16 protein-coding genes are annotated in these 21,028 nt (G+C 68.4%); 2 read left to right on the forward strand and 14 right to left on the reverse strand.

The window, feature by feature from the left end; genetic code table 11:
* Positions 1–3 precede the first annotated feature (3 nt).
* From LA521A_RS08290 to LA521A_RS08340, 11 genes are all read right to left on the reverse strand, one after another.
* A complete protein-coding gene (locus LA521A_RS08290; protein ID WP_281781821.1) occupies positions 4–1,395 on the reverse strand; it encodes an OprD family outer membrane porin in 1,392 nt (463 codons plus the stop codon).
* 17 nt (positions 1,396–1,412) lie between these two features.
* On the reverse strand, positions 1,413–3,113 hold the full coding sequence (locus tag LA521A_RS08295; protein WP_281781822.1) for an aspartate:alanine exchanger family transporter: 1,701 nt from the start codon (positions 3,111–3,113) through the stop codon (positions 1,413–1,415).
* 57 nt (positions 3,114–3,170) lie between these two features.
* Positions 3,171–5,876: an aminotransferase class I/II-fold pyridoxal phosphate-dependent enzyme gene (locus tag LA521A_RS08300; protein ID WP_281781823.1), complete on the reverse strand. Its 2,706-nt coding sequence runs from the start codon at positions 5,874–5,876 to the stop codon at positions 3,171–3,173.
* A 225-nt stretch (positions 5,877–6,101) separates the two neighbouring features.
* Positions 6,102–7,763 (reverse strand): mechanosensitive ion channel family protein, encoded by a 1,662-nt coding sequence (locus LA521A_RS08305; RefSeq protein WP_281781824.1) that lies wholly within the window; start codon positions 7,761–7,763, stop codon positions 6,102–6,104.
* A gap of 49 nt (positions 7,764–7,812) precedes the next feature.
* Positions 7,813–8,640: a hypothetical protein gene (locus LA521A_RS08310; RefSeq protein ID WP_281781825.1), complete on the reverse strand. Its 828-nt coding sequence runs from the start codon at positions 8,638–8,640 to the stop codon at positions 7,813–7,815.
* Between the two features lie 26 nt (positions 8,641–8,666).
* Complete coding sequence (locus LA521A_RS08315; protein ID WP_281781826.1) at positions 8,667–9,344, reverse strand: potassium channel family protein; 678 nt, start codon at positions 9,342–9,344, stop codon at positions 8,667–8,669.
* Positions 9,341–10,432: a calcium/proton exchanger gene (cax, locus tag LA521A_RS08320; RefSeq protein ID WP_281781827.1), complete on the reverse strand. Its 1,092-nt coding sequence runs from the start codon at positions 10,430–10,432 to the stop codon at positions 9,341–9,343. Before cax ends, LA521A_RS08315 begins: the two co-directional genes overlap by 4 nt.
* 10 nt (positions 10,433–10,442) lie before the next feature.
* Positions 10,443–11,906: an efflux transporter outer membrane subunit gene (locus LA521A_RS08325; RefSeq protein ID WP_281781828.1), complete on the reverse strand. Its 1,464-nt coding sequence runs from the start codon at positions 11,904–11,906 to the stop codon at positions 10,443–10,445.
* Between the two features lie 7 nt (positions 11,907–11,913).
* Entirely contained in the window at positions 11,914–13,095 is a 1,182-nt protein-coding gene (locus LA521A_RS08330) for an HlyD family secretion protein (protein ID WP_281781829.1), read from the reverse strand.
* Between the two features lie 3 nt (positions 13,096–13,098).
* On the reverse strand, positions 13,099–13,740 hold the full coding sequence (locus tag LA521A_RS08335; RefSeq protein WP_281781830.1) for a DUF3302 domain-containing protein: 642 nt from the start codon (positions 13,738–13,740) through the stop codon (positions 13,099–13,101).
* Positions 13,741–13,765: 25 nt separating this feature from the next.
* A complete protein-coding gene (locus LA521A_RS08340) occupies positions 13,766–14,152 on the reverse strand; it encodes a response regulator transcription factor (protein WP_281781831.1) in 387 nt (128 codons plus the stop codon).
* Positions 14,153–14,363: 211 nt separating this feature from the next.
* Here LA521A_RS08340 and LA521A_RS08345 point away from each other — a divergent pair, with 211 nt between their 5' ends.
* On the forward strand, positions 14,364–14,969 hold the full coding sequence (locus tag LA521A_RS08345) for a response regulator transcription factor (RefSeq protein WP_281781832.1): 606 nt from the start codon (positions 14,364–14,366) through the stop codon (positions 14,967–14,969).
* Positions 14,970–15,212: 243 nt separating this feature from the next.
* On the opposite strand, the gene LA521A_RS08350 is transcribed toward LA521A_RS08345, so the two are convergent.
* The 3 genes from LA521A_RS08350 to LA521A_RS08360 all read right to left on the reverse strand — a co-directional run bounded on the left by LA521A_RS08350 (position 15,213) and on the right by LA521A_RS08360 (position 19,445).
* On the reverse strand, positions 15,213–15,554 hold the full coding sequence (locus LA521A_RS08350; protein WP_281781833.1) for a hypothetical protein: 342 nt from the start codon (positions 15,552–15,554) through the stop codon (positions 15,213–15,215).
* Positions 15,555–15,828: 274 nt separating this feature from the next.
* Positions 15,829–18,030, reverse strand: coding sequence for an ATP-binding protein (locus tag LA521A_RS08355; protein WP_281781834.1), 2,202 nt, complete (start codon positions 18,028–18,030; stop codon positions 15,829–15,831).
* Between the two features lie 134 nt (positions 18,031–18,164).
* Positions 18,165–19,445: a hypothetical protein gene (locus tag LA521A_RS08360; RefSeq protein ID WP_281781835.1), complete on the reverse strand. Its 1,281-nt coding sequence runs from the start codon at positions 19,443–19,445 to the stop codon at positions 18,165–18,167.
* A gap of 123 nt (positions 19,446–19,568) precedes the next feature.
* Here LA521A_RS08360 and LA521A_RS08365 point away from each other — a divergent pair, with 123 nt between their 5' ends.
* Positions 19,569–20,969, forward strand: a complete 1,401-nt coding sequence (locus LA521A_RS08365; RefSeq protein ID WP_281781836.1) for a metal-dependent hydrolase family protein — start codon at positions 19,569–19,571, stop codon at positions 20,967–20,969.
* Positions 20,970–21,028: the final 59 nt, after the last annotated feature.

The raw sequence follows: 21,028 nt of genomic DNA on the forward strand, positions 1-21,028 counted from the left end.
GGTTCAGAGCGCCGGCGGGTCGTAGAAGATCATCAGGCGGAAGTCGTCCAGGTCCGTTTCCACCGGGCCTTCCTGGCGCACGTGCGCGTAACGCATGCGGAACAGCAGTCCCTTGAGGAAACCGTCGGGCACGGCCCACTGGAAGTTGACGTCGTATTCGTCCTTCGCGTACTCGGTGGGCGATTGCGGGTCCGAGCCGTCCACGTACAGCGCATACACGCTCGCGCCCTTGATCCACGGGAAGGTGTAGCCGGCGCGCAGCATCCACGCCGATTCGCCGTCGCGGTTGAAGTCCTCCACCTGCACGCTGGTGAAACCGGGATAACCGCTCCACGGGTTCTGCATGTTGGTGTCGCCGCCGGCGGTGGTGTAGGCGGCGGTGAACAGCGCGCCGCCGTGCGACAGCTCGGCCTTCGCGCCCCACTGGTCGGACGAGAAATCCGTGCCGCGCAGCAGTTCGTCGCCCACGCTGGTCTGGTCGGAATACTGCAGCGAGAAGCTCAGCTTCGTCTTCTCCGCCAGCGGGATGCCGTACTTACCTTCGGCGTAGAAGATGTTGATGATGTCGTCGCTGTAGTAGTTGATTGCGCCGAAGGAGAAGTCGCCGGCCTTGTAGTTCGCGCCGAGCGCGTACACGCCGCGCTCGGTGCCGGCGGGGGCGCCGGCGTCGCGCGCCATCGACACGAAATCCTCGGAGTTGCGCTCCTTGATCTTGTCGATGTAACCGCCGCCCACGCGCCATTCCGGCCGGCCTTCGTCGCCGCCGTACAGGCCCTGGAACAGCACCGTCTGGAAGGTGTTGGGCGTCATGCGCGCGTCGTTGCGGTTGATGTACGGCGTGTCGAAGCCGCGACGACCCAGCGTGAGGCGCGAGTCCTCGTTGATGAGGAACTCGCCGTAGACCTCGCCGAGCACCGTGTAGCCTTCCTGGCCCGGTGCGAGCAGCAGCGTGCCGTCGCGGTCCTCGGGGCCGTAGAGTTCCTGCGAGGTGTAGCCGGTCGCGCCGAAGGCGAACCGGTCGCGGAAATAGCCCGTCTTGAAACCGAGCGATCCGCCCAGCGCCCACGCCTCGCTGCCCGTGTCGTCGTACTTCTCGCGGTCGAGGTAGAACGAGCGCACCTGCAGGTCCCACTTGGTGTCGCGAAACGCCTTGCGTCGCGTGTCGCGCACCCACTGCGCGCGATCGCGCGGCGCGAACGCCTCGTTCATGCGCGTCTGGCCCTGTTCGGTCGAGGTCGGCTGCGTGTCGACGTACACGTCGTCCTCGGTTTCTTCCACCGGTTCGGACTGCGGCGGCACGGTCGTGGTCTGCGCGTGCGCGGCCGAGGCCAGCGCACACGCCATGCAGGCGACGGCCGCGGCCGTCGCGTAACGCGCTTCACGCTTCGTTGTCACGTCGCTCTCCTTCGCCCCTACTGCGACAGGACCATCGCGAAATAGCCGAACACGGTGTAGAGCACGCCGGAGATCGCATAACCCACCGGGAAGCCGACCCACGGCACGGTGCTGCCGATCTCCTTCGCCGCCTCGCGCGCGGGGCCGGAGTGCGAGCGCGATCCCGCGACGCCGCCCATCAGCACGGCCGGGTTGATCTTGAAGAAGTGGTAGCCGATCGCCCAGGTGATGAACGGCGGAATCGTGCTGGCGACGAAGCCTGCGACGAAGATCTTCAGCGCGATCGATCCGGTCAGCTGTTCCAGCAGCGTCGCGCCGGCGTTGATGCCGACGATGGCGATGAAGGTCACCAGGCCCAGGTCCTCGAGGATGTTGCGCGCGGCGTTCGGCGTGCTGCCGAAATAGCGCAGGCGCGAGACGATCGACGAGATGAAGATGCCCGACAGCAGCAGGCCGCCCGCGTTGCCCAGGCCCACGGAGAAGTCGCCGACCGGCACGTTGATCTTGCCGATCAGCAGGCCCAGCACCATGCCGGCGGACAGCGTCAGCAGGTCGGTGGACGTGCTCGGCCGCGCGACCTTGCCGAGGATTCCCGCGGCCTTGTCGACCGCGCTCTTCAGGCCCGTCACGAACAGCACGTCGAGGCGCTTGAGTTCGGTTTCCGCGCCGACCGGGATCGGTTCGCCCGAACGCTCCAGCCGCGTCACCTGCACCTGGCCGGCGAAGCCCTCGTTGGCCAGCGCCTTGAGCGGCTTGCCGACGATGTCCTTCTGCGTGACCAGGATTTCCGCCTGGTCCAGCGGCACGTTCAGCGCCTGCGGGTCGTCGACTTCCGCGCCGATCAGGCCGAGGTTCGCGGTGAGGTCTTCCAGCCGGCCGCCGAGCGCGACCACGTCGCCGTGCAGCAGCACCAGATCCGGCGATGCACCCAGCGAATCCTCGCCGCGCCGCACGTTGACGATGCGGTACTGCGGGAACTTCGCACGGAACTGCGCGATGTTCTGGCCGGCGGTCTCGACGTTCTCGACCCGGTACGCACGCAGGCCGCCGCCGCGATAGCCGGTCAGCGCCGCGTCGTCCACGTTGCGCACGCCGTGCGCCTGCTCGTATTCGCGCGCGGCCTTGCGGGCGTCCACGCCCCACCAGCGCGGCAGGTATTTGCAGATCAGGATGATGCCGACCGTGCCCCAGATGTAGGTCACGCCGTAGCCCAGCGCGATCATGCCCGACACCTGTTCGACCGTCGTGCCCGCCGGCACCTTGTACGCGCCCTGTTCGACGGCCATCTCGGCCGTGCCGATCGCGGCGGACATCGTCTGCGAACCGGCGAGGATGCCGCCCGCCGAACCCGGCGGCAGCGCGAACCACTTGGTCATCAGCACCACCAGCCCGAGGCCGAGGAACGAGCAGATCACCGCCAGGATGGTGAAGGTGATGCCGTCCTTCTTCAGGCTGTTGAAGAACGCGGGCCCGACGCGCAGGCCGACGCCATACATGAACAGGTAGTAGAAGAGCGACTTGGCGAAGTTGTCCAGCTGCAGCTTCACGCCGTAGGTCGATGCCCACGTGGCGAGCGCGGCGCCCACGACGACCGCGGCGGCCACCATGCCCAGGCCATAGCCCTTGACCGCGAACTTGCCGACGAGCACCGCCATGCCCACGGTGAAGAACAGCAGGATGTACGGGTTTTCAGAAAGGAACTGGAAGAAACCTTGCATGACGGCGTGCTCCGGAAGGTGGATTACCGACGTGGGTCCTGCCCGTGCTGCGGATGGCTACATCGAGGTGGCGCGACGGCTTCCCAGGGTCGAGGGCTTGATCAGCTTGATGCCCTGCGCGGCGTGGTAGCCGTGGATTTCCTTGACGTCGAGCTTGCGCATGAAGGCGATCGTGTCGGCGGTGATGACCTGGCCCGGCACCATGATCGGGAAGCCCGGCGGGTAGGGGATCACGAAGTTCGCCGACACCATGTCCGGCCCGTCGCGCAGGCGCTTGTCGACCTCGTCGCTGGCGAGCTTCACGTACTCGCAGTTGTCCTCGTCGTAGGCCATGAAGAACGCCGGGCGCATGTGGCCCTCGTTGCTGGCGCTGTTCGGGTCCTCGCGGAACGCATCGTGGAAGCGGCTGAAGTTCGGCAGGTCGGGCACGTCGGTCATCAGCGATTTCACGCGGTCGGCGAACACCTGGTGGCCGATCGAGCCTTCCTGCGACAGCCGCGATTCGATCTCGCGCGACAGATCCGCCAGCGCCTTGATCAGCAGCGCCGCATCCGAATGCGTGTTGTTGATGTTGGTCTGCACCAGCACGCTGTTGCGCGAGGTCTTGTTGATCTGGATGTCGAAGCGCTCGGCGAGCAGGCCCTTGAACTGCGTTCCGTCGAAGCCCGCCGCGCCGCAGATCAGCGTCAGGCGCGTGGGATCGAGTGCGAACTCGTCCAAGTCCCACGCTTCGGCCGACTCGGCCCAGCTGGCGTTCGGCGGACCGTAGTCGGTGAGGCCCGATTCGCGGTACTCGGCCGGGATCATGTCTTCCGGCGTGGCGACCGTGAAATACTTCGAGATCAGCGGGTGCGTGTTGACCGCGCGGCGGATCTTCAGCGCCAGGTCGGTCATCTTCAACGTCAGCGCGTAGCCTTCCAGTTCCATCTGCCGGCGCGCGAGGTCGAGCGACGCGATGAGCTGGAGGTTGGGCGAGGTCGAGGTGTGCGCGAAGAACGCTTCCTCGAACGGGCCTTCGACCTGGTGGAAGTCCTCGTCCCACACCAGCATCATCGAGCCCTGGCGGAAGGCCGACATCGACTTGTGCGTCGAGTTGGTCTGGTAGACGCGGATGCGCACCTTGTCCGGATCGGGCAGGCCGCGTTCGTCGATGAGCGAGGCATCCGCCGGGTCGCGGTCGCCAAGCTTCGCCTTCCACGCGTCGTATTCCTCGCGGTAGGCCCTGCTGCGGTAGCGCTGCGTCAGCGCGGCGGCGGCGCCCATCGCGGTGCGACGGCGATGCAGCGGGTTGAACCGCGCGAAGCCGAACCACGCCTCGTCCCACAGGAAGATCAGGTCGGGCTTGATCGCCAGGCATTCCTCCATCACCCGGCGCGGGTTGTACATGTGCCCGTCGAAGGTGCAGTTGGTCATGTCGATGACCTTCACGCGCGACAGGTTGCCCGCCGCGGCGCAGTCGATCAGCGCCTGCTTGATCGTGCGCAGCGGCACCGCGCCGTACATCGAATACTGCGTGAGCGGGAAGGCTTCCACGTAGTACGGCTGCGCGCCGCTGAGCACGAAACCGTAGTGGTGCGACTTGTGGCAGTTGCGGTCCACGATGACGATGTCGCCCGGCTTGCACACCGCCTGCACGACGATCTTGTTCGAGGTGGACGTGCCGTTGGTGCCCAGGTACGCGCGCTTCGCGCCGAACGCGCGCGCCACGGCTTCCTGCGCCTTCTTGATGTTGCCGGTGGGCTCCAGCAGGCTGTCCAGGCCGCCGGTCGTCGCGGACGATTCGGCGAACAGGATGTTGGTGCCGTAGAAGTGGCCCATGTCGCGGATCCAGTTGGATCCGAAGATCGACTTGCCGCGGGCGATCGGCAGCGCGTGGAAGGTGCCGATGGGACGCAGCGCGTACTTCTTCAGGTTGTCGAAGTACGGCGTTTCGTAGCGGTCCTTGATGCCGTCGAGGATCGACAGGTGGATCTCCATCGGCTCCTCGACGTGGTGGAACACGCGGCGCAGCGGCGCGGCCTCGTCGCTTCCGGCGAGCGCTTCGGGCGCGCGGTCGGACAGCAGGTACAGGTCGAGTTCGGGCCGGTAGCCCTTGATCGTCGCGGCCAGCGTCAGCGCGAGCGTGCCCGGGCGCAGTTCATCGGGATCGACGTGGATGTGGCGCGCGATGAACGCCTTGAGGTCCGGCACGTCGTGGCGCGAGGCGAAGCCGAAGCCGTCGATGAGCACCACCGCCTGCAGGTCGGTGTTGACCATCATCGCGAGTGCGGCGTCCTCGAAGCTGCCGGCGTGCACGGCGGCGTAGTGGAACTGGTCTTCGGGACGGCGCATGCGGCGCATCTCGTCCTTCGAACGCGCCCACTGCGCGGGATCGCTCGGCGTCACCACGAGCACTTCGAAATAGGGCTTGTCGGCGAGGCCCCCGATGTCCGGCGGCAGCGCGTCCAGCGTCGTGCGATCGAGTTCGTCGTCCAGGCTCCAGACCTGTTCGTCGCGGCGGTAGTCGCCGGAGAGGATCGCGGCGGAAATCTTCTGCGCGTAGCGCGCGAACGATGCCGCATCGCCCTGGTCGAGCGCCTCGCGCAGCGCGCCGAGCAGGCGCTCGCCCGGATACGCCCAGCAGTGCTCGATGCGCAGCACCTCGTCGAGCTGCTCCTGGCATCGCGCGCGATGCTTCGCCGCCGCGTCGGGGCGGGCATCGGCCCACGCGCGCGCGCTCGCGTTCAGGTGGCGCCACTGGTCGGCGCGGAGCGATGCGGCCATGAGGACGCTGGAAAGGGTGCGCTGAGGCTCGGAGTGGACGTCCTGGTTCATGGGGCACCGGAAGGTTGGGCGGGGGATGGGAGCGCGGCGAGTGGCAGGCGCATGTCGGCGACGCTCAACGTAGGACGATGCCGTCCAGCGTGAAATTGGCCCTTGGCCCAAGGTCTTCGCATGGAATGCAGGCGCGTCGGGCACGGAACTTGCCGCGCGTGGAACGTGAACGGATCACGCTGAAGCGTCGCGGCGTTCGGCGGGTTCGCGCGCGATGGCGCCGCCTTCCCACTGCGCCTTCGGCACGATCTTCGGCGCTTCCGGATCGGCCTCGTAGTTGGGCGACATGATCTGCACCCCGGCTTCGTTGAACGCGTCCTGGATGTTGGCGTGCAGCGTGCTTCGCGCGATCAGCCGCTGCTGCACGTCGGCGATGCGCGCGCGCAGCACGTATTCGACGTAGAAGTCCGACAGGGCCGCCTGTGCGACGAACGGCGCCGGCGTCGCCATCACGCCGGGCGTGCGCTGCGCGGCGTCCAGCAGCAGGCGATGCACCTGTCGCCACGGCGCGTCGTAGCCGATGGTCACCTTCGATTCGATCCACATGCCGGGCCCGTCGGGGTGGCGCGAGAAGTTCTGCAGCATCCCGCCCAGCACGACGTTGTTCGGATAACTCACTTCCACGCCCAGCGGCGTGCGCAGCCGCGTGGTGAACAGGCCGATCTGCTGCACCGTGCCCTCGGTTTCGCCGATGCGCACCACGTCGCCGGGCGTCATCGTGCGCGAATACAGCAGCGTGAATCCGCCCGCGGCCTGGCCGACGATGCTCGACGCGCCCAGCGACACCATCAGGCCGACGAACACGCTCAGGCCCTTGAACGCCTCGGTTTCCGCGCCGGGCAGGTACGGGTAGGCCATCGCCAGCGCGAACAGCCAGATCAGCACGGTCACGATCTTGCGCGTGGGTTCGGCCAGTTGCTGGTCCACGCCCAGCAGCTGGAAGCGCCCGGATTCCACGCCGTGGAAGGTGATGCGCACCGCCTGCGTCACCAGCCGCGCGAGCAGGAAGATCAGCAGCGCGCTGAACAGGCCGGGCAGGGCGGAGAGGATCGCCGCACCGAATCCCGCGGTGCGCGCGGCGATCCAGTCGGTCATCGCGTTCGCCCACGGCTGCGTGTACGGGAAGCGGCCCAGCGCGAAGCGCAGCCACTCCTCGAAGGTGAGCAGCACGATCAGCCACATCGCCAGCCGTGCGAGGCCGCGCGCACTGGCGATGAGCCCGGAGAGCATCTGTCGCGCCGATTCGCTCTTCAGCTGCGACAGCCGTCTTGCGACCCACGCATCGACGCGGTGCCGCACGCGCAGCACCAGCTTGCGCAGCAGCCACAGCGCGCCGAACGCGACGACGGTGCCGATCGCCACCCACAGCAGGCCCTCCAGCACGCGCTGCGGCATGCGTGCCTGTTCGGCGGCGTCCACGGCGACGGTTAGGCGCGACACCGTCTGCGCGCGCAGCTGGTCCAGCGTCTGCCCGCGCAACGTGTCGCGGTCGCCCGGCACCAGCACGGTGACCAGTTGCCCCGACATCAGGATCGCCACGCCCTGCGGGACGACTTCGTAGCCGACCTTCGCCGCGCCGGGCTCGTCGATGATGCGCGCGATGTTCGCCTCGGCCACGCGGGCGCGGCGCGCCGGCGAATTGCCGAAGAACGGCACGCGCAGGACCACGATGTCGCGGTTGAAGTACCTCAGCGTGGCGGGCGCGTGGCCGACGGCAGGGGTGGGCGTCGTCGCCGGTGCCGCGGTCTGCGCGACGGACGTCGCCGGCAGCAGCAAGGCGGCCGAAAGCATCGCGGCGAGCACGGCCGCGACGAGCGACGAGGCGATCGCCCGCACCGTCCGCTTCCTTGCCCCCTCGCTCGCGCGCGTCGGTCGCATGGTGGCGTCAGAACCGGTACGTCAGGCCCAGGCGCAAGCCGCTGTCGATGAACTCGAGGTTGCCGATGAAGTCCGAGCGCTCGGCATCGGCGGTGATCCTGCGTCGCGTGTAGTCGAGCGAGATGCCGGTGCGTTCCCACGGGAACCACTCCACGCCGATCCGGCCGAAGGTGATGTCGGCATCGATGTCGTTCACGTCGGCCGAGAAATAGCCGACGTCGGCCGAGAACCGCCACTGCTCCAGCGGGGCCCAGCGCCAGCTGCCGCCGATGCTCGGCGCCGGCAGGTCGGCGTCCACGGTTTCGCTGATCGCCCCGTCGATGCGGTTGCCGGCCGAATCGATCTCGACGTCCAGCCCGAGCCGCATGCGGTACCAGACCAGGCCGAAGCGCGGGCCGAGCGCCCAGCGCTCGTTGTTGGCGGCCCACCAGACGTAATAGAGGTCGTAGGCGTCCAGGTCGAAACCCGCGCGCACGGTGCTGTCGGCTTCGTAGACGGTGCCGTCGAAGTCGATATCGCGGTTGATGCGTCGCGTCGCGTCGGCGTCGTCCTGGTAGTAGGACAGGCCGAATTCGTGGTTGTCGAACGGCCGCCACGTGACGCCGACGATGGCGACCGTGTTGCTCTTGTCCAGGCCGAAATCGCGTTGCAGGTCGATCTCGGTGCCGGTGCGGGTTTCGCCGTCGGCGCGCACCTGGGTATCGAAGTCGGTGACGTAGCCGCCGATGCGTGCGCTGAAGGTATCCAGCGGTTCGATCGCGCGGGCCGGCATGGACGCCAACGCGAGCAGCGCGGCGATCGACGCGGTCAGTGGCATGGCGATGCGGGTGTTCATGGATCGCTCCTTCGCGGAAATCGGGGTCATCGGGAATGCGCCGCGGTCTGCAGCCCGACCAGGCGCGCCACCAGCAGCGCCAGGTACAACTGGCCGATCACCGCTTCGAATACGGCCAGTCCGCGCATCGCGGGCGTGGCCGGCGTGAGGTCGCCGTAGCCGAGCGTCGCCAGCGTGACGAAGCTGAAATAGATGGCATCGCCCATGCCCAGGCCGGCCGGTGGTACCACGCCGCCGGCGAGCAGCGAGCCGGGCAGGGCGCGCGTCATCGCCGCGTACACCACGCCCCAGCACACGCCGATCAGCAGGTACGCGCTGAGCGCGGCGTACACGCGTTCGGCGTCGATGCGCACGCTCGACAGCGAGTAGCGCACCGCGCGGTACGCGGCGATGAGCGCGATCACGCCCCACGTCGCCGCGCCGAGGATCGCCAGTGCCGGTGCGTTGGGCCCGTGCGTGGCGATCCAGCGCAGCGCCACGGCCAGGCCGATCAGCGCGAACAGCGTGCGGCGTTCGGCGTTCAGCACGATGGGGAACACGGCGGCGATGAGGTTCACGGCGAGGAACGCTTCCATCGCGGTGCGGCCGAAGTTCATCGCCTCCAGCAGCGGCCCGATCGCCACGGTGAGCAGCAGCGAATAGAACAGCAGCGCGTAGCGGCGCCGGTCGAGGAAGGAGCGCGCTGGCGCGGCCGCGGCGTTCATCGCGCCCCCGTCACGTCCGGCACGTAGAAGAACACCGCGGCGAGGATCAGGTACACCGCGAGCAGCTGCACGCCGCGCAGCCAGTCGGTGCGGCCGTCGCTGGTGATCTGCCCGGTGATCATCACCGAGAACAGGATGATGATCACCAGCCCCGGCCCGAACACAAGCCCCATCGGATGCGGCCCGATGACGTAGCTCAGCAGCACCAGCAGCGGCGCGATCAGCAACGCGAGCTGCACGCTGGCGCCGAGCGCGATCGACATCGCCAGGTCCATGCGATTCTGGCGCGCGGCCACTATCGCCGTGGCCTGTTCGGCCGCGCCGCCGATCACCGCGAGCACGAACACGCCGGTGAAGGCGTCCGATAGGCCCAGTTCCTCGCTCGCCGGCTCCACCGCGCCGACCAGGATCTCGCTCAGCCAGATGATGCCCAGGCTCACCGCGGCGAGCACGATCACCGCCTTCTTCGGGCTCCATTGCGGCGCGTGGTGCGCGTCGTGGACGTCGGCCGCGGCCGGATCGCTCTGGGCGGGCGCACGCGCGCGGATCGCGCGGCTGGCGATGAGCGTGTAGGCGACGTTCGCCACGTAGACCAGCAGCAGCGCGACGGCGATCCACGCGCTGATCGGGTCCAGTCGTTCCTGCGTGTCGGGCACGATCGCGCCATACGCGGCGGGCATGATCAGCGCGATCACCGCCAGCGTCAGCATCGTCGCCTGCGTGCGCGCCGAGCGGCCGTCGTAGCGCTGTTCGCCATGGCGCGTACCGCCCAGCACCATCGCCACGCCCAGCACCAGCAGGATGTTGCCGATGATGGTGCCGGCGATGGACGCCTTCACCATGCCGTGCAGGCCTTCGCGCAACGCGGCCAGCGCGATGATCAGCTCGGCCGCGTTGCCGAACGTCGCATTGAGCAGGCCGCCGATGCCGGGGCCCAGCCGCACGGCGAGCGAGCCCGTCGCCTGCGCCATCAGCGAGGCCAGCGGCACGATGCCGATGCCGGCGACCAGGAAGATCAGCAGCGAGCGCTGTGGCGCGTAGTGCTCCAGTGCGATCGCCAACGGCATGAGCAGGAGCAGCCATCGCATCGTTGCGTCCTCAATGGGCGGCGGGTGCGGCGCCGGCGTCCGGCGCCACCTCCGCCGGCGTGCCGAAATTTCCGCCGAGCGCCAGGTGCAGGTCGACGCGGCGGCTGAGCCGTTCGCGCTGCACGCTCAGCAGCGCGGTTTCCGCGGCCCATGCCGCGAGTTGGCGCTGGCTGACCGAGCGCAGGTCGGCGCGGCCGATGCGGTACGCCGATTCCTCCATGCGCACGATGTCGCGGTTGGCTTGGACGGCTTCGCGCAGGATGCGTTCGCGCTCGGAGAGCACGCGCTCGGCGGTGAGCGCGTCCTCGACTTCGTCCAGCGCGTTGAGTGCGCGGCGCGCGTAGTCGGCGACGGCTTCCTTCTGCTCGGCCGTGCGCAGCGCGACCTGGCCGGTGAGTGCGCCGCCGGTGTATATCGGCACCACGGCCGTCGCCGCGACGCTGGACGTGGTCTGTTCCAGGTCGTCGCGCACTTCGACCACTTCGTTGCTGATGCGTCCGTAGCCGGCCGACAACGTCAGCGTGGGCAGCATCGCGGCCTTGGCTTCGCCGACCAGGTCGAACGCGGCGGCGACGCGGCGTTCGGCGGCGATCATGTCGGGCCGGCGTGCGAGCACGTCGGCCGGGATGCCCGCCGGAACCGGCGCAGGGAAGGGCGTGAGGTTGCCGGCGACGTCCAGCGCCGCGCCCGGATAGCGCCCGAGCAGCAGCTCCAGCGCACGCAGCGCCTGCCGGTGCGCGAGTTCGATCTGCTGCTGCGCATCGGCGTAGGTGGCGAGGTTCGCCTGCGCGACCATGACGTCGGTCTGCGTGCCGGCGCCGACGCGCACGCGCTGGTCGGACAACTCGACCAGCTTCGTGCCGGCGTTGGTCATCTCGGCCGCCAGCGCCATCTGCAGGCGCGTTTCGTTGGCGACGAACCACGCGCGCGCGACGCTCGCGGCCAGCGACTGCTGCGCGAAGCGGTAGTCGGCGCTGGAGGCATCGCGCGCCGCGCGTGCGGCGTTTCGCGCATAGCGCATGCGGCCCCACAGGTCGAGCTCCCAGCTCAGCCGCAGCATCACGCCGCTGAGCAGCGGCACGAGATCGGCGATGGGCTTGGAGCCCGCGCGCCCGAGCAGCCCGAGCGCCGGTTTGAGTTTCGATTCGGCCAGATCGACCTGTGCGTTGGCCTGTTCGACACGCGCGGCGGCCATCAGCAGGTCGGGGTTGTGCACCAGCGCTTCGTGCACGAGCTGCGTGAGCACCGGATCGTTGAAGCTCGCCAGCCAGCCTTCGTCGACCTGTGCGGCGCTCGCCTGCGCGGACCAGTTCGGCGGGATGGTCGTATAGCCCAGCGCCTGCTCGCGCACTTCGTCGCCGGTCGGTTCGGGCAGCACCGCGCAGCCGGTCGCGACCACCAGCAGGAAGGCGGCCGCGAGCGTCCTGCCCTGGCGGGTCGTGCTCGCGAACCCCATCGCGGCGCCTTCGCTCATCGCGGCCTCAGTGCAGCTTCAACACGAGCCAGTCGAGCTTGCTGCCCACGCGCAGGATCACCTTGCGGATGATGTGCAGCAGCTTGCCGTGTTCGGTGTAGATCGCGCCCTGGCCCTGCGCGCCCATGGAGATGAACACGTCCTTGTCGCGTCCGGTGGGGCGCAGGCGCACGGCGATGCGGCCCAGCGGGATCGGGCTGGTGCCGCTCTGAGGAACCATGCCGCTGATCGGCATCTGCCCGGTGCCCGAGGCCCACACCACCGAGTCCACGGCGCACTTGATGATGCGGTTGGGGTAGGTTTTCAGCGCGATTTCGGCCTCGTTGCCGGCGGCGACGTTGGCCAGTTCGTTCTGCGCGAACATCGCCAGCACCCACTGTTCCTTCTCGACGAAACTCATCACCGGCGTGAGCGGCAGGTTCGCGGCGTAGGAACCCTCGCGCAGCTGCAGGTTGATCACGCTGCCGTCGGCCGGCGCGTAGACGGTGGTCTGTTCCAGCTGCCAGCGCGCCTGGACGATCTGCGCCTTGAGCTGTTCGACGGCGGCGCGCGCCTGCGCCACTTCCGACAGCTGGCCTTCGCGCGTCTTCGCCGACATCTTCTGCTGCACCTGCGCCATCGCCGCCGTCGTGGACGCCAGCTCCGAGCGCAGGCTCGCCGCTTCGGTCTGCGCCTGTTCCTGGTCGAACTTGGAACCCGCGCCGGTGCTGGCGAGTTCGGCGGTCTGCTTCTCGCGTCTGGCGGCGAGCTGCAGGCGCGTGGACAACGCGTCGCGCGTGGAGCGCGCGGCCTTGAGCTGCTCGTCGAGTTCGCGCTGGTAGGCCATCGCGGTGTCGAGCTTGGCCATCATTTCCGGCAGTTTGGCTTCGAGCGTCGAGAGCTCCTGCTGGTACGGCACCGGGTCGATGCGGAACAGCACGTCGCCCTTCTTCACGGGGCGGTTCGCCTCGACCGGCACCTCGATCACGCGGCCCGCCACGCGCGGCACGACCTGCACGACGTAGTTGATCACGCGCACGTCGGAGGACGAGGGCGCCACCACGTTGAGGATCAGGATCATCGCGGTGAGCGCGAAGATCGGCAGCGAGACCACGATGATCTGGCTGACGAAGTTCCACGGCAGCCATTTGAACTTGAAGAAGATCAGCCAGACGAAGAACGAGTAGATGAGCAGCAGGATGATTTCCATGGCTTACTCCTCGTCGCCGCCGGGCGTGGTGCGCGCCGAACGCTCGCCGGGGCGTTCGCCCATCGCAAGCGCCATTTCCAGCGAACGGATCCGACGGCGCATGTCGTCGACTTCGGCCTGCGTTTCGACCGCGCGCGGGCGCGTTCCCGGCACGGGCTCGGGTTCCGCGGCGGGTTCGACGGCCGGTCCGACTTCGGCATCGTGCAGCGGCGTGAGCGCGTCGCCGCCGTGGCCGTGGTGGTCGATGGTGTCGGTGCCGTAGGCCATCTTGTGCAGCACGGGCCGCGTATAGGCCCACAGCCACGCCAGGGGCCAGAGCAGGCCACCGAACACCAGCGAGAGCAGGCAGAGCGTCTTGATCGCATCGAGCTGCGGATGCTTGCGCTTCTCGGCGATCTGCTCGGGCAGGATGTGGACGATCCAGAACACCGCGATCAGCACCACCGGCACGACGATCAGCGCCAGCCACGCCACCGCGTTGGCCATCGCGTCCAGCGCGTCGCCGCTGAGCAGCGAGGCGTGCGCCAGGCACGGCGTGAGGAGCGCGGATGCGAGGACCGTGCGGGCGAGCAGCACGCGGGGCAGGGCGCGGCGTCCGCGGCGGACGCTGCGTGGATCGCGGGGGTTCGTGCTCGCTGGGCTCATGGTCGTGCGCCTTCGGCCTTCGCGCTCATGCGCCCGCCCCGCGCGGTCCCACCGCATCGAGGATGGCGCCGATCAGCGCTTCGTCGTCCACCGGTTTGCTGAGGAACGCCTTCGCGCCGCTGTCCAGTGCGCGCCTGCGTCCCTCGGCCGTGTCGTTGCCCGTGAGCACCACGACCGGCAGCGGCAGCGCCCATTCCTGCAACTGGTTCTGCACGTCGAAGCCGCTCAGGCCCGCCATGTGAAGGTCGAGCACGACGCAATGCGGCGCGCTTTCGCGTGCGTGGCGGAGGAATTCGGAGCCCGTCGCGTAGACGAGGACCTCGAATCCCGCCGATCGCAGGAGGCGGTGCAGCGCGTGGCGGACGTCTTCTTCATCGTCCACGACGGCAATGGTGAGGGGGCGTCCGGCCATGGGGCCACTAGAGGACACGTCGGAAATGCGTTCAATTGGCCCTTGGCCCTAGAACGCGCGTGTCCAGGCGGCGGCATGGTTCTTGCGAGACGTGACGACGCGCGGGGCGACGACGCGCGAAGACGCTCAAGGCACTGGACGAGGCCGCCGCAATGTCCGAATAATCGGCTGTCCGGCGTCTGCATCGAGTGGCTCTTCAAGGAGTAGTCCGATGTCCGCAGTCGTGCATATGGTCGACGACGATTCCGACGTGCTGGTGGCGCTCGGACGCATCCTTCGAACGGAAGGCTTCGCGGTGAGCGCGAGCCGCTCCACGCGCGAATTCCTCGAACGCTACGATCCCGACATCCCCGGCTGCGTGGTGCTGGACCTGTCGATGCCCGAGATCGACGGCCTGCAGACGCAGGCGTTGCTGGAGAGCCGCGGCATCGCTTGCCCGGTGATCTTCCTCACCGGCTGCGGCGACGTGCACAGTTCGGTATGCGCGATGAAGAACGGCGCGATCGACTTCCTCACCAAACCGGTGGAGGCCGATGCGCTGATCGAAGCGGTGTCGCGCGGCCTGGAACACGACCAGCGCGCCCGCGCACAGGCCGAGGAGCAGTGCCGCGTGTCGATGCGCTTCGCCGTGCTGACGCCGCGCGAGCGCGAGGTGCTCAAGCACGTGCTCGCCGGAAGGCTCAACAAGCAGATCGCGGCGGACCTGGGCATCGTGGAGAAGACGATCAAGGTGCATCGCTCGCACGTGATGCACAAGCTGGGGGTGCGCTCGGTGGCGGAGCTGGTGCGGCTGGCGGAGCGGGCGCACGTGGCGTGAGGGTGGGGCGCTGCGGTTGGTTGTCGGCCTTTCGGCGGACGCTCGATCCCGTTCTGGCGTAGGCGTTCTCGACGCGTAGCGCGGGCTCGTGCGCGTTCACGCTCGCGAATAATCGTCATCCCGGCGAAGGCCGGGACCCAGGCCGGCAACGCATGGGCACTCTCGTGGCGGCGAACACCCCGCCGGCATTCTCGTGGCGGCGAGCACCCCGCCGGCATTCTCGTGGCGGCGAGCACCCAGCGGTCATTCTCGTTGCGGCAAACACCGCACCGTCATTCTCGTTGCGGCGAACACCCCACCGTCATTCCAGCGAAAGCTGGAACCTATTTTGATGTTGATGTTGATGTTGATGTTGATGTTGCTCTTGCTCTCGCCGCTCCGCTCCCGCTCTTGATCGTCATCCCCGCGAAGGCGGGGATCCAGGGACGTTTCACGCTTTCCCGTGTGCTCTCCAGAAGAAGAATCACAAGCCAAGCTTCCGATCGCCTGCGGCGCCCGGGTCACTTTTCTTTGCTTGCCCAAAGAAAAGTAACCAAAAGAAAGGGCAGTTCCCCGACAAATCAATCCCACGACCGGACGGAGCAAGGGCGCGTTCGCGATTCGCCATCCATGGCTCAGCGCTCACCGCCGCACATCCATGTGCGGCGCCCGTTGGGGCTAGCGACGAATAGGCTGTTCAACAGCAACAGCAACAGCAACAGCAACAGCAAGCGCAAAAGCAAGCACTGCGCTTTTGTAGCCCGGGTAAGCGAAGCGCACCCGGGGTCTTCGTCGCACATCCCGGGTGCGCTTCGCTTACCCGGGCTACAAGAGCTGCGCCTTCAATGCGCGCGCAACACGCCAACACGCCCACCACCCGCTACTCCACCCGGGCCGCCGGCAGCTCGATATGCAGGTGCGCGCCGCGGCCGCCCGCGCCGTTTTCGGCCCACAAACGGCCGCGATGCGATTCGACGATGGTGCGGCAGATCGCCAGGCCCAGGCCGAGGCCGTTGGGCTTGCTGGTCTGGAACGGTTCGAAGATGCGCTCGTGCATGCCGGTCGCGATGCCCGGGCCGTCGTCGGCGACGGTGAGGCGCACGCTGTCGCGGCGGCTGTGCGAATGCACCGTCAGGTGGCGGCCGTCCTCGCCGGCCATCGCGTCGCAGGCGTTGAAGATCAGGTTCAGCAGCACCTGCTGCAGCTGCACCTGGTCGCCCTCGATCGCCGGCAACCCCGGCGCGAGGTCCAGCACCACCACCACGTCGCGATTGCGTAGATCGCTACGCAGCAGGCGCAGGCACTCGCGCACGGTTTCGTTGATGTCGATGCGCGTCAGGTCCTGCGAACCCTTGCGCAGCAGCGTGCGCAGGCGGCGGATGACATCGCCCGCGCGGCGGTCGTTGTCGACGATGTCCGACAGGATCTCGCCGATTTCCGACAGGTCCTCCGGATTGCGCAGCAGCATGCGCTGCGCGGCCTGCGCGTTGCTGAGGATTGCGGCCAGCGGCTGGTTGAGTTCGTGCGCGAGCGAACCGGACAGCTCGCCGAGCATCGTCACGCGCGACAGGTGCGCGACCTCGTCGCGACGCAGCGAAAGCTCGGCGTCCTTGCGGCGACGCTCGGACGTGTCGGTCACCGCGGCCAGCGTCAGCGTCTGGTCGCCGAAGCGGATCGGATTGAGGCCCACCTCGATGGGGAATTCCGTGCCGTCCTGCCGCAGGCCGTGCAGTTCATGGCCGTTGCCCATCACGCGCTTGGTCGGCCCCAGGCTGTACATCTGGCGATGGCGCACGTGCGCGCCGCGCATGGATTCGGGCAGCAGGCGCTCCAGGTCGCGCCCGAGCAGTTCCTCGCGCGCGTAGCCGAACATGCGCTCGACCTCGGCGTTGAGAAGGCAGATGCGCCCGGCTTCGTCGATCAGCAGGATCGCGCTGGGCGCGGCTTCGAGCAGCGCGCGGAAGCGCTCGCCGGACAGGCGACTGTCGGTGTCGTCGCGCGCGACCCCGCGCATCGCCAGCGCGCGGCCCTGGGCGTCGAATTCCATCTCGCCGGTCACCGTGAGCCAGCGTTCGGGTTCGTTGCGCGCCAGACGGAAGGTCGTGGTGAACGTGCCCGATTCCCAGGCGTCCTCGATCGCGCTGCGCAGGTGCGGACGATCGTTGGGGTGGATGCGGCGCATCACGCTGGCGAGCACGCATTCGTGGTCGTGTTCGCCGAACCATTCCTGCGCCTTGGACGAACCGACGATGCGATCGTCCGGGATGTTCCAGGACCACAGCCCCACGCCTGCGGCCTGCGCGGCGTGCTGCAGGTCGCGTTCGCCCTGCAGGCGCGCGACCTCGCTTTCGCGCAGTCGCGCCGCCAGGCGGTTGGACTCCAGCAGGTCCGAGCCGAGCTGGTAGCTCATCGCCGCGATGACGAAGACGAAACTCGGCGTGCCGATGAAGGGCGTCTTGCCGAAGTTGAGCGTCATCGCCAGCGACGACAGCATCAGCAGGCCGATGAAGAGCAGCCAGCCGCCGCAGATGATCATGGCGTGGCGGCGCAGCTGGGCGTCGGCGGAACGCATCATCGAGATCAGCAACAGCGCGATGTAGACGGCCAGCAACACGTTGCTCAGCTGGTTGAGCACGACCCACGGATTGGCGGCGCCGATCGGGTAGGCGACCCACACGTCGCCCGGCCAGCGCACGCGCCCGACTTCCTGGATGGCGGCGAAGTTGAGGTTCGCGCCCATGGTGAAGTTCGCCACCAGTCCCGCAAGGCGCAGCGCGATCGCGGTGGCGGCCAGCGACAGGTAGGCGTTTCCGAAGGACAGCCGGGTGAAGACGACCAGCGAGACGACCAGTGCGGTGGTCGGGACGTGCATCCAGCGGATCAGCGTGCCCAGCTCGTGCGCGCCGCGCGCGTGCACCGCCATCAGCTCCAGGATCGCGAGTATCGAGAGCGACACCGCCGCGCACGCGAACGCCAGGTGCTGCGGCACCGACCGCTGGCGTATCCAGATCAGCGCATGGATCAGCCCCAGCGTCAGGCTGGCGGCGGCAAGCATCGGCCACGCGATCTGCACCCACGACATGCATGCCACCCCTCGTCCCCAGGGTATCCCCGAGCATAACGCCGGAGCGGGGTGGAAGAGGTCAAGGCGGCTGACGGTCCCGCTTGTAGCTGGAGGGCGGCCGGGGTGTCCCCGGGTGCGCTGCGCTTACCCGGCTACAAAGGCGGGCTGGCGTTCGCGCACTGGCGCAGCCGGTACGCCACGTAGCGCTCGAACAGCGTCGTATGCAGGTTGTGCAGCGCCAGTTCGATGCGGAACGGCGTGCGCGGATTGCGGTCGAGCAGCCGTGCGATGTGGAAGCCCACCGGCTTCACGCCCTGGCGGTGCACGTAAACGCGGAAGCCGCGATAGAACGGGTCCGCCAGTTCGGCGTCCAGCTGCGCGAGCGTCGCCTGCGCCTGCGGCGGCAGGCTCGCGCGGAGCGCGGCGTCGCGCTCGAACAGCAGCCGCTCGAAATAGCGCCTGGGGCGGTGCACGGGCATCGACTTTGCCAGCGTCCAGATGGCCTGGTTCCGTTCGTTGTAGTGCTCGAATCCACCGTGTTCGCGCAGGGCCGCGGCGGCGTCCGCGTCGACGTCGTAGACGACGAAGTTCTCCGCCTGGTTGTTCAGGTCGTCGAGCTTGCGCCAGTCGAAGACATGGAAGATGAAACCGGGCAGGCCCATGAACGCCTGCCGCCCCGCGCGCGAGGCGTCGACGGCCAGGCCGTCGCGCGTGAAGTCGCCCGCCGAGGAGCCCAGCAGGATGCTGCGCGTGTCGTGCAGCCGGTTGAAGGTGCCGATCACGATCTCGTCGGCGTCGAACTCGGCGTCGAAGCCTTCCGGGCCGTAGAGTTCCGCCTGCGTCGCGTACTGGGCGACCTGCCGGCCGACGCCGCATTCGGCGCGCACGTGCCCGCGGTAGAACGCGTCGATCGCGCGCGAGTTCGCGCCGCGCGGCTGGTAGCCCCGGCCGAAGGAGGCGATCGGTTCCCAGCCGTCGCGCCGGGAACCGGTGGGGCCGAAGCCGATCCAGCCCAGCTGCAGCCCGGAGAACCTGTAGCCGGGATTGGCGGCGAGCTTGTCGGCGGCACGCCGCGCGGCGTCGCCCAGTGCGTAGCCGTACGCGCATCGCGTCGCGGGATGGCGGAGCAGTTCGTCGTACAGGCGCGCGCGTGCGGCGGCATCCAGGCCACGCGGAATGCGGACCGTGAGATCGCCCGCGGCCTGTGCCTCGGCGAGGTTCGCCCGGTCGCACGGCGTGCCGGGTTCGATGGACACCTGCGATGCGTCGGTCGCGATGAAGCGCCAACCCAGCGACTCGAGCAGGCGCGCCTTGCAGTCCGGTGCATCGGCAGCCGCCGCGCCGAGCGATGCGAGCAGGGCGAGGGCGGCGATCCATCGTGTCGCACGCCGCCGGTGGGTCGAAGAGGAAGGTGCAACAGGCGTCGTCGGCATCGGGCGGCACGCTAGCGCCCGTCATGCGGTGGGGTCGTGAACGCCGTGGTAAGCATCCCGTCACGCATCGTTCACCGCATCGCGCGTACAGCAGGCCCAACAATTCACGCCGGGATCGCGCGCATGGCCCCGCTCAGGATGATCGTCGTGGCCGCCGTGCTGTCGCTGGCGGCTTGCAGCGAAAAGGCGCCGCAGATCACCGCGCGCGATGCCGCGCCGGTCGCGCCGGCAGACGCACCCGCCGCCGCGGCGCCTGCGCAGACCAGCGTGCTGTTCCGCAACGTGCGCATCTTCAATGGCGTGGATCCCACGTTGCAGGCGGCCACCGACGTGCTGGTGCGCGGCAATCGCATCGCGTCGATCGGGCCGTCCGACGTGTCCGCCGCGCAGCCGGGCATGACGATCATCGACGGCGGCGGCCGCACGCTGATGCCCGGGCTGATCGACGTGCACTGGCACACGCTCGCGGTGCGGCCGAGCATCCCCGTCGCCATGCAGGCGGGCACCGGCTACCTCAACCTGTTGGCCGGCGCGGAAGCCTCCGACACCCTGCAACGTGGCTTCACCACGGTGCGCGACCTGGGCGGCGCCTCGTTCGGATTGAAGCGCGCGATCGACGAAGGCTGGCAGGCCGGGCCGCGCATCTATCCCTCCGGCGCGATCATCAGCGTGACCGGCGGGCATGGCGATTTCCGCAGCCCGGAGGAATTGCCCCGCACGCTGGGGTCGGCGGATTCGCGCATGGAAACCATGGGCGACACCGCCATCGCCGACACGCCGGACGAGGTCCGCACGCGTGTGCGCGAGCAGCTGATGCGCGGCGCCTCGCAGATCAAGCTCACCGCCGGCGGCGGCGTGTCCTCGCCGCACAGTCCGCTGGACGTGGTGACCTTCACGCCCGAAGAGCTGCGCGCGGCGGTGCAGGGCGCGAACAACTGGGGCACCTACGTCACCGCGCATGCGTACACGCCGGAGGCGATCCGGCAATCGGTGGAAGCCGGCGTGCAGTGCATCGAGCACGCCAACCTGATGGACGAGGCCACCGCGCAGCTGCTGGCCAATCGCAACGTGTGGCTGAGCATCCAGCCGCTGCCCGAAGAGTTGCTGCGCGCGTTCCCGCCAGATTCGGAGGAATACGCGAAGGGACGTGAAGTGCTCACCGGAACCGACCGCGCGTATCGCCTGGCGAAGCAGTACAAACTGAAGACCGCCTTCGGCACCGACGTGCTGTTTTCCGCCGCGCTCGCGCGCCGACAGGGCGAACTGCTCGCCAGCCTGACCAAGTGGTACACGCCCGCCGAAGCGCTGACGATGGCGACGAGCACCAACGCGCAGCTGCTCGCGTTGTCGGGCAAGCGCAATCCGTATCCCGGTCGCCTGGGCGTGGTCGAAGTGGGCGCGCTCGCCGACCTGCTGCTGGTCGAAGGCGATCCGCTGAGCGACATCCGCATCATCACGCGTCCGCAGCAGAACTTCCGCGTGATCGTGAAGGACGGGCGGATCTACAAGAACACGATCCGGTAGGCCATCGGCGATCCGTTGGACGCGCATTCGTAGCCCGGATAAGCGAAGCGCACCCGGGG

This window comes from Lysobacter auxotrophicus (assembly GCF_027924565.1).
GTDB lineage: Bacteria > Pseudomonadota > Gammaproteobacteria > Xanthomonadales > Xanthomonadaceae > Lysobacter_J > Lysobacter_J auxotrophicus.

Excerpts from the sequence above, each read along its gene's own strand:
- LA521A_RS08330 (WP_281781829.1), bottom strand. The coding sequence starts at position 13,095 with ATGGAAATCATCCTGCTGCTCATCTACTCGTTCTTCGTCTGGCTGATC.
- LA521A_RS08355 (WP_281781834.1), bottom strand. The coding sequence starts at position 18,030 with ATGTCGTGGGTGCAGATCGCGTGGCCGATGCTTGCCGCCGCCAGCCTG.
- LA521A_RS08365 (WP_281781836.1), top strand. The coding sequence starts at position 19,569 with ATGGCCCCGCTCAGGATGATCGTCGTGGCCGCCGTGCTGTCGCTGGCG.
- LA521A_RS08335 (WP_281781830.1), bottom strand. The coding sequence starts at position 13,740 with ATGAGCCCAGCGAGCACGAACCCCCGCGATCCACGCAGCGTCCGCCGC.
- LA521A_RS08340 (WP_281781831.1), bottom strand. The coding sequence starts at position 14,152 with ATGGCCGGACGCCCCCTCACCATTGCCGTCGTGGACGATGAAGAAGAC.
- cax (WP_281781827.1), bottom strand. The coding sequence starts at position 10,432 with ATGCGATGGCTGCTCCTGCTCATGCCGTTGGCGATCGCACTGGAGCAC.
- LA521A_RS08315 (WP_281781826.1), bottom strand. The coding sequence starts at position 9,344 with ATGAACGCCGCGGCCGCGCCAGCGCGCTCCTTCCTCGACCGGCGCCGC.
- LA521A_RS08345 (WP_281781832.1), top strand. The coding sequence starts at position 14,364 with ATGTCCGCAGTCGTGCATATGGTCGACGACGATTCCGACGTGCTGGTG.
- LA521A_RS08325 (WP_281781828.1), bottom strand. The coding sequence starts at position 11,906 with ATGAGCGAAGGCGCCGCGATGGGGTTCGCGAGCACGACCCGCCAGGGC.
- LA521A_RS08295 (WP_281781822.1), bottom strand. The coding sequence starts at position 3,113 with ATGCAAGGTTTCTTCCAGTTCCTTTCTGAAAACCCGTACATCCTGCTG.
- LA521A_RS08310 (WP_281781825.1), bottom strand. The coding sequence starts at position 8,640 with ATGAACACCCGCATCGCCATGCCACTGACCGCGTCGATCGCCGCGCTG.
- LA521A_RS08360 (WP_281781835.1), bottom strand. The coding sequence starts at position 19,445 with ATGCCGACGACGCCTGTTGCACCTTCCTCTTCGACCCACCGGCGGCGT.
- LA521A_RS08300 (WP_281781823.1), bottom strand. The coding sequence starts at position 5,876 with ATGGCCGCATCGCTCCGCGCCGACCAGTGGCGCCACCTGAACGCGAGC.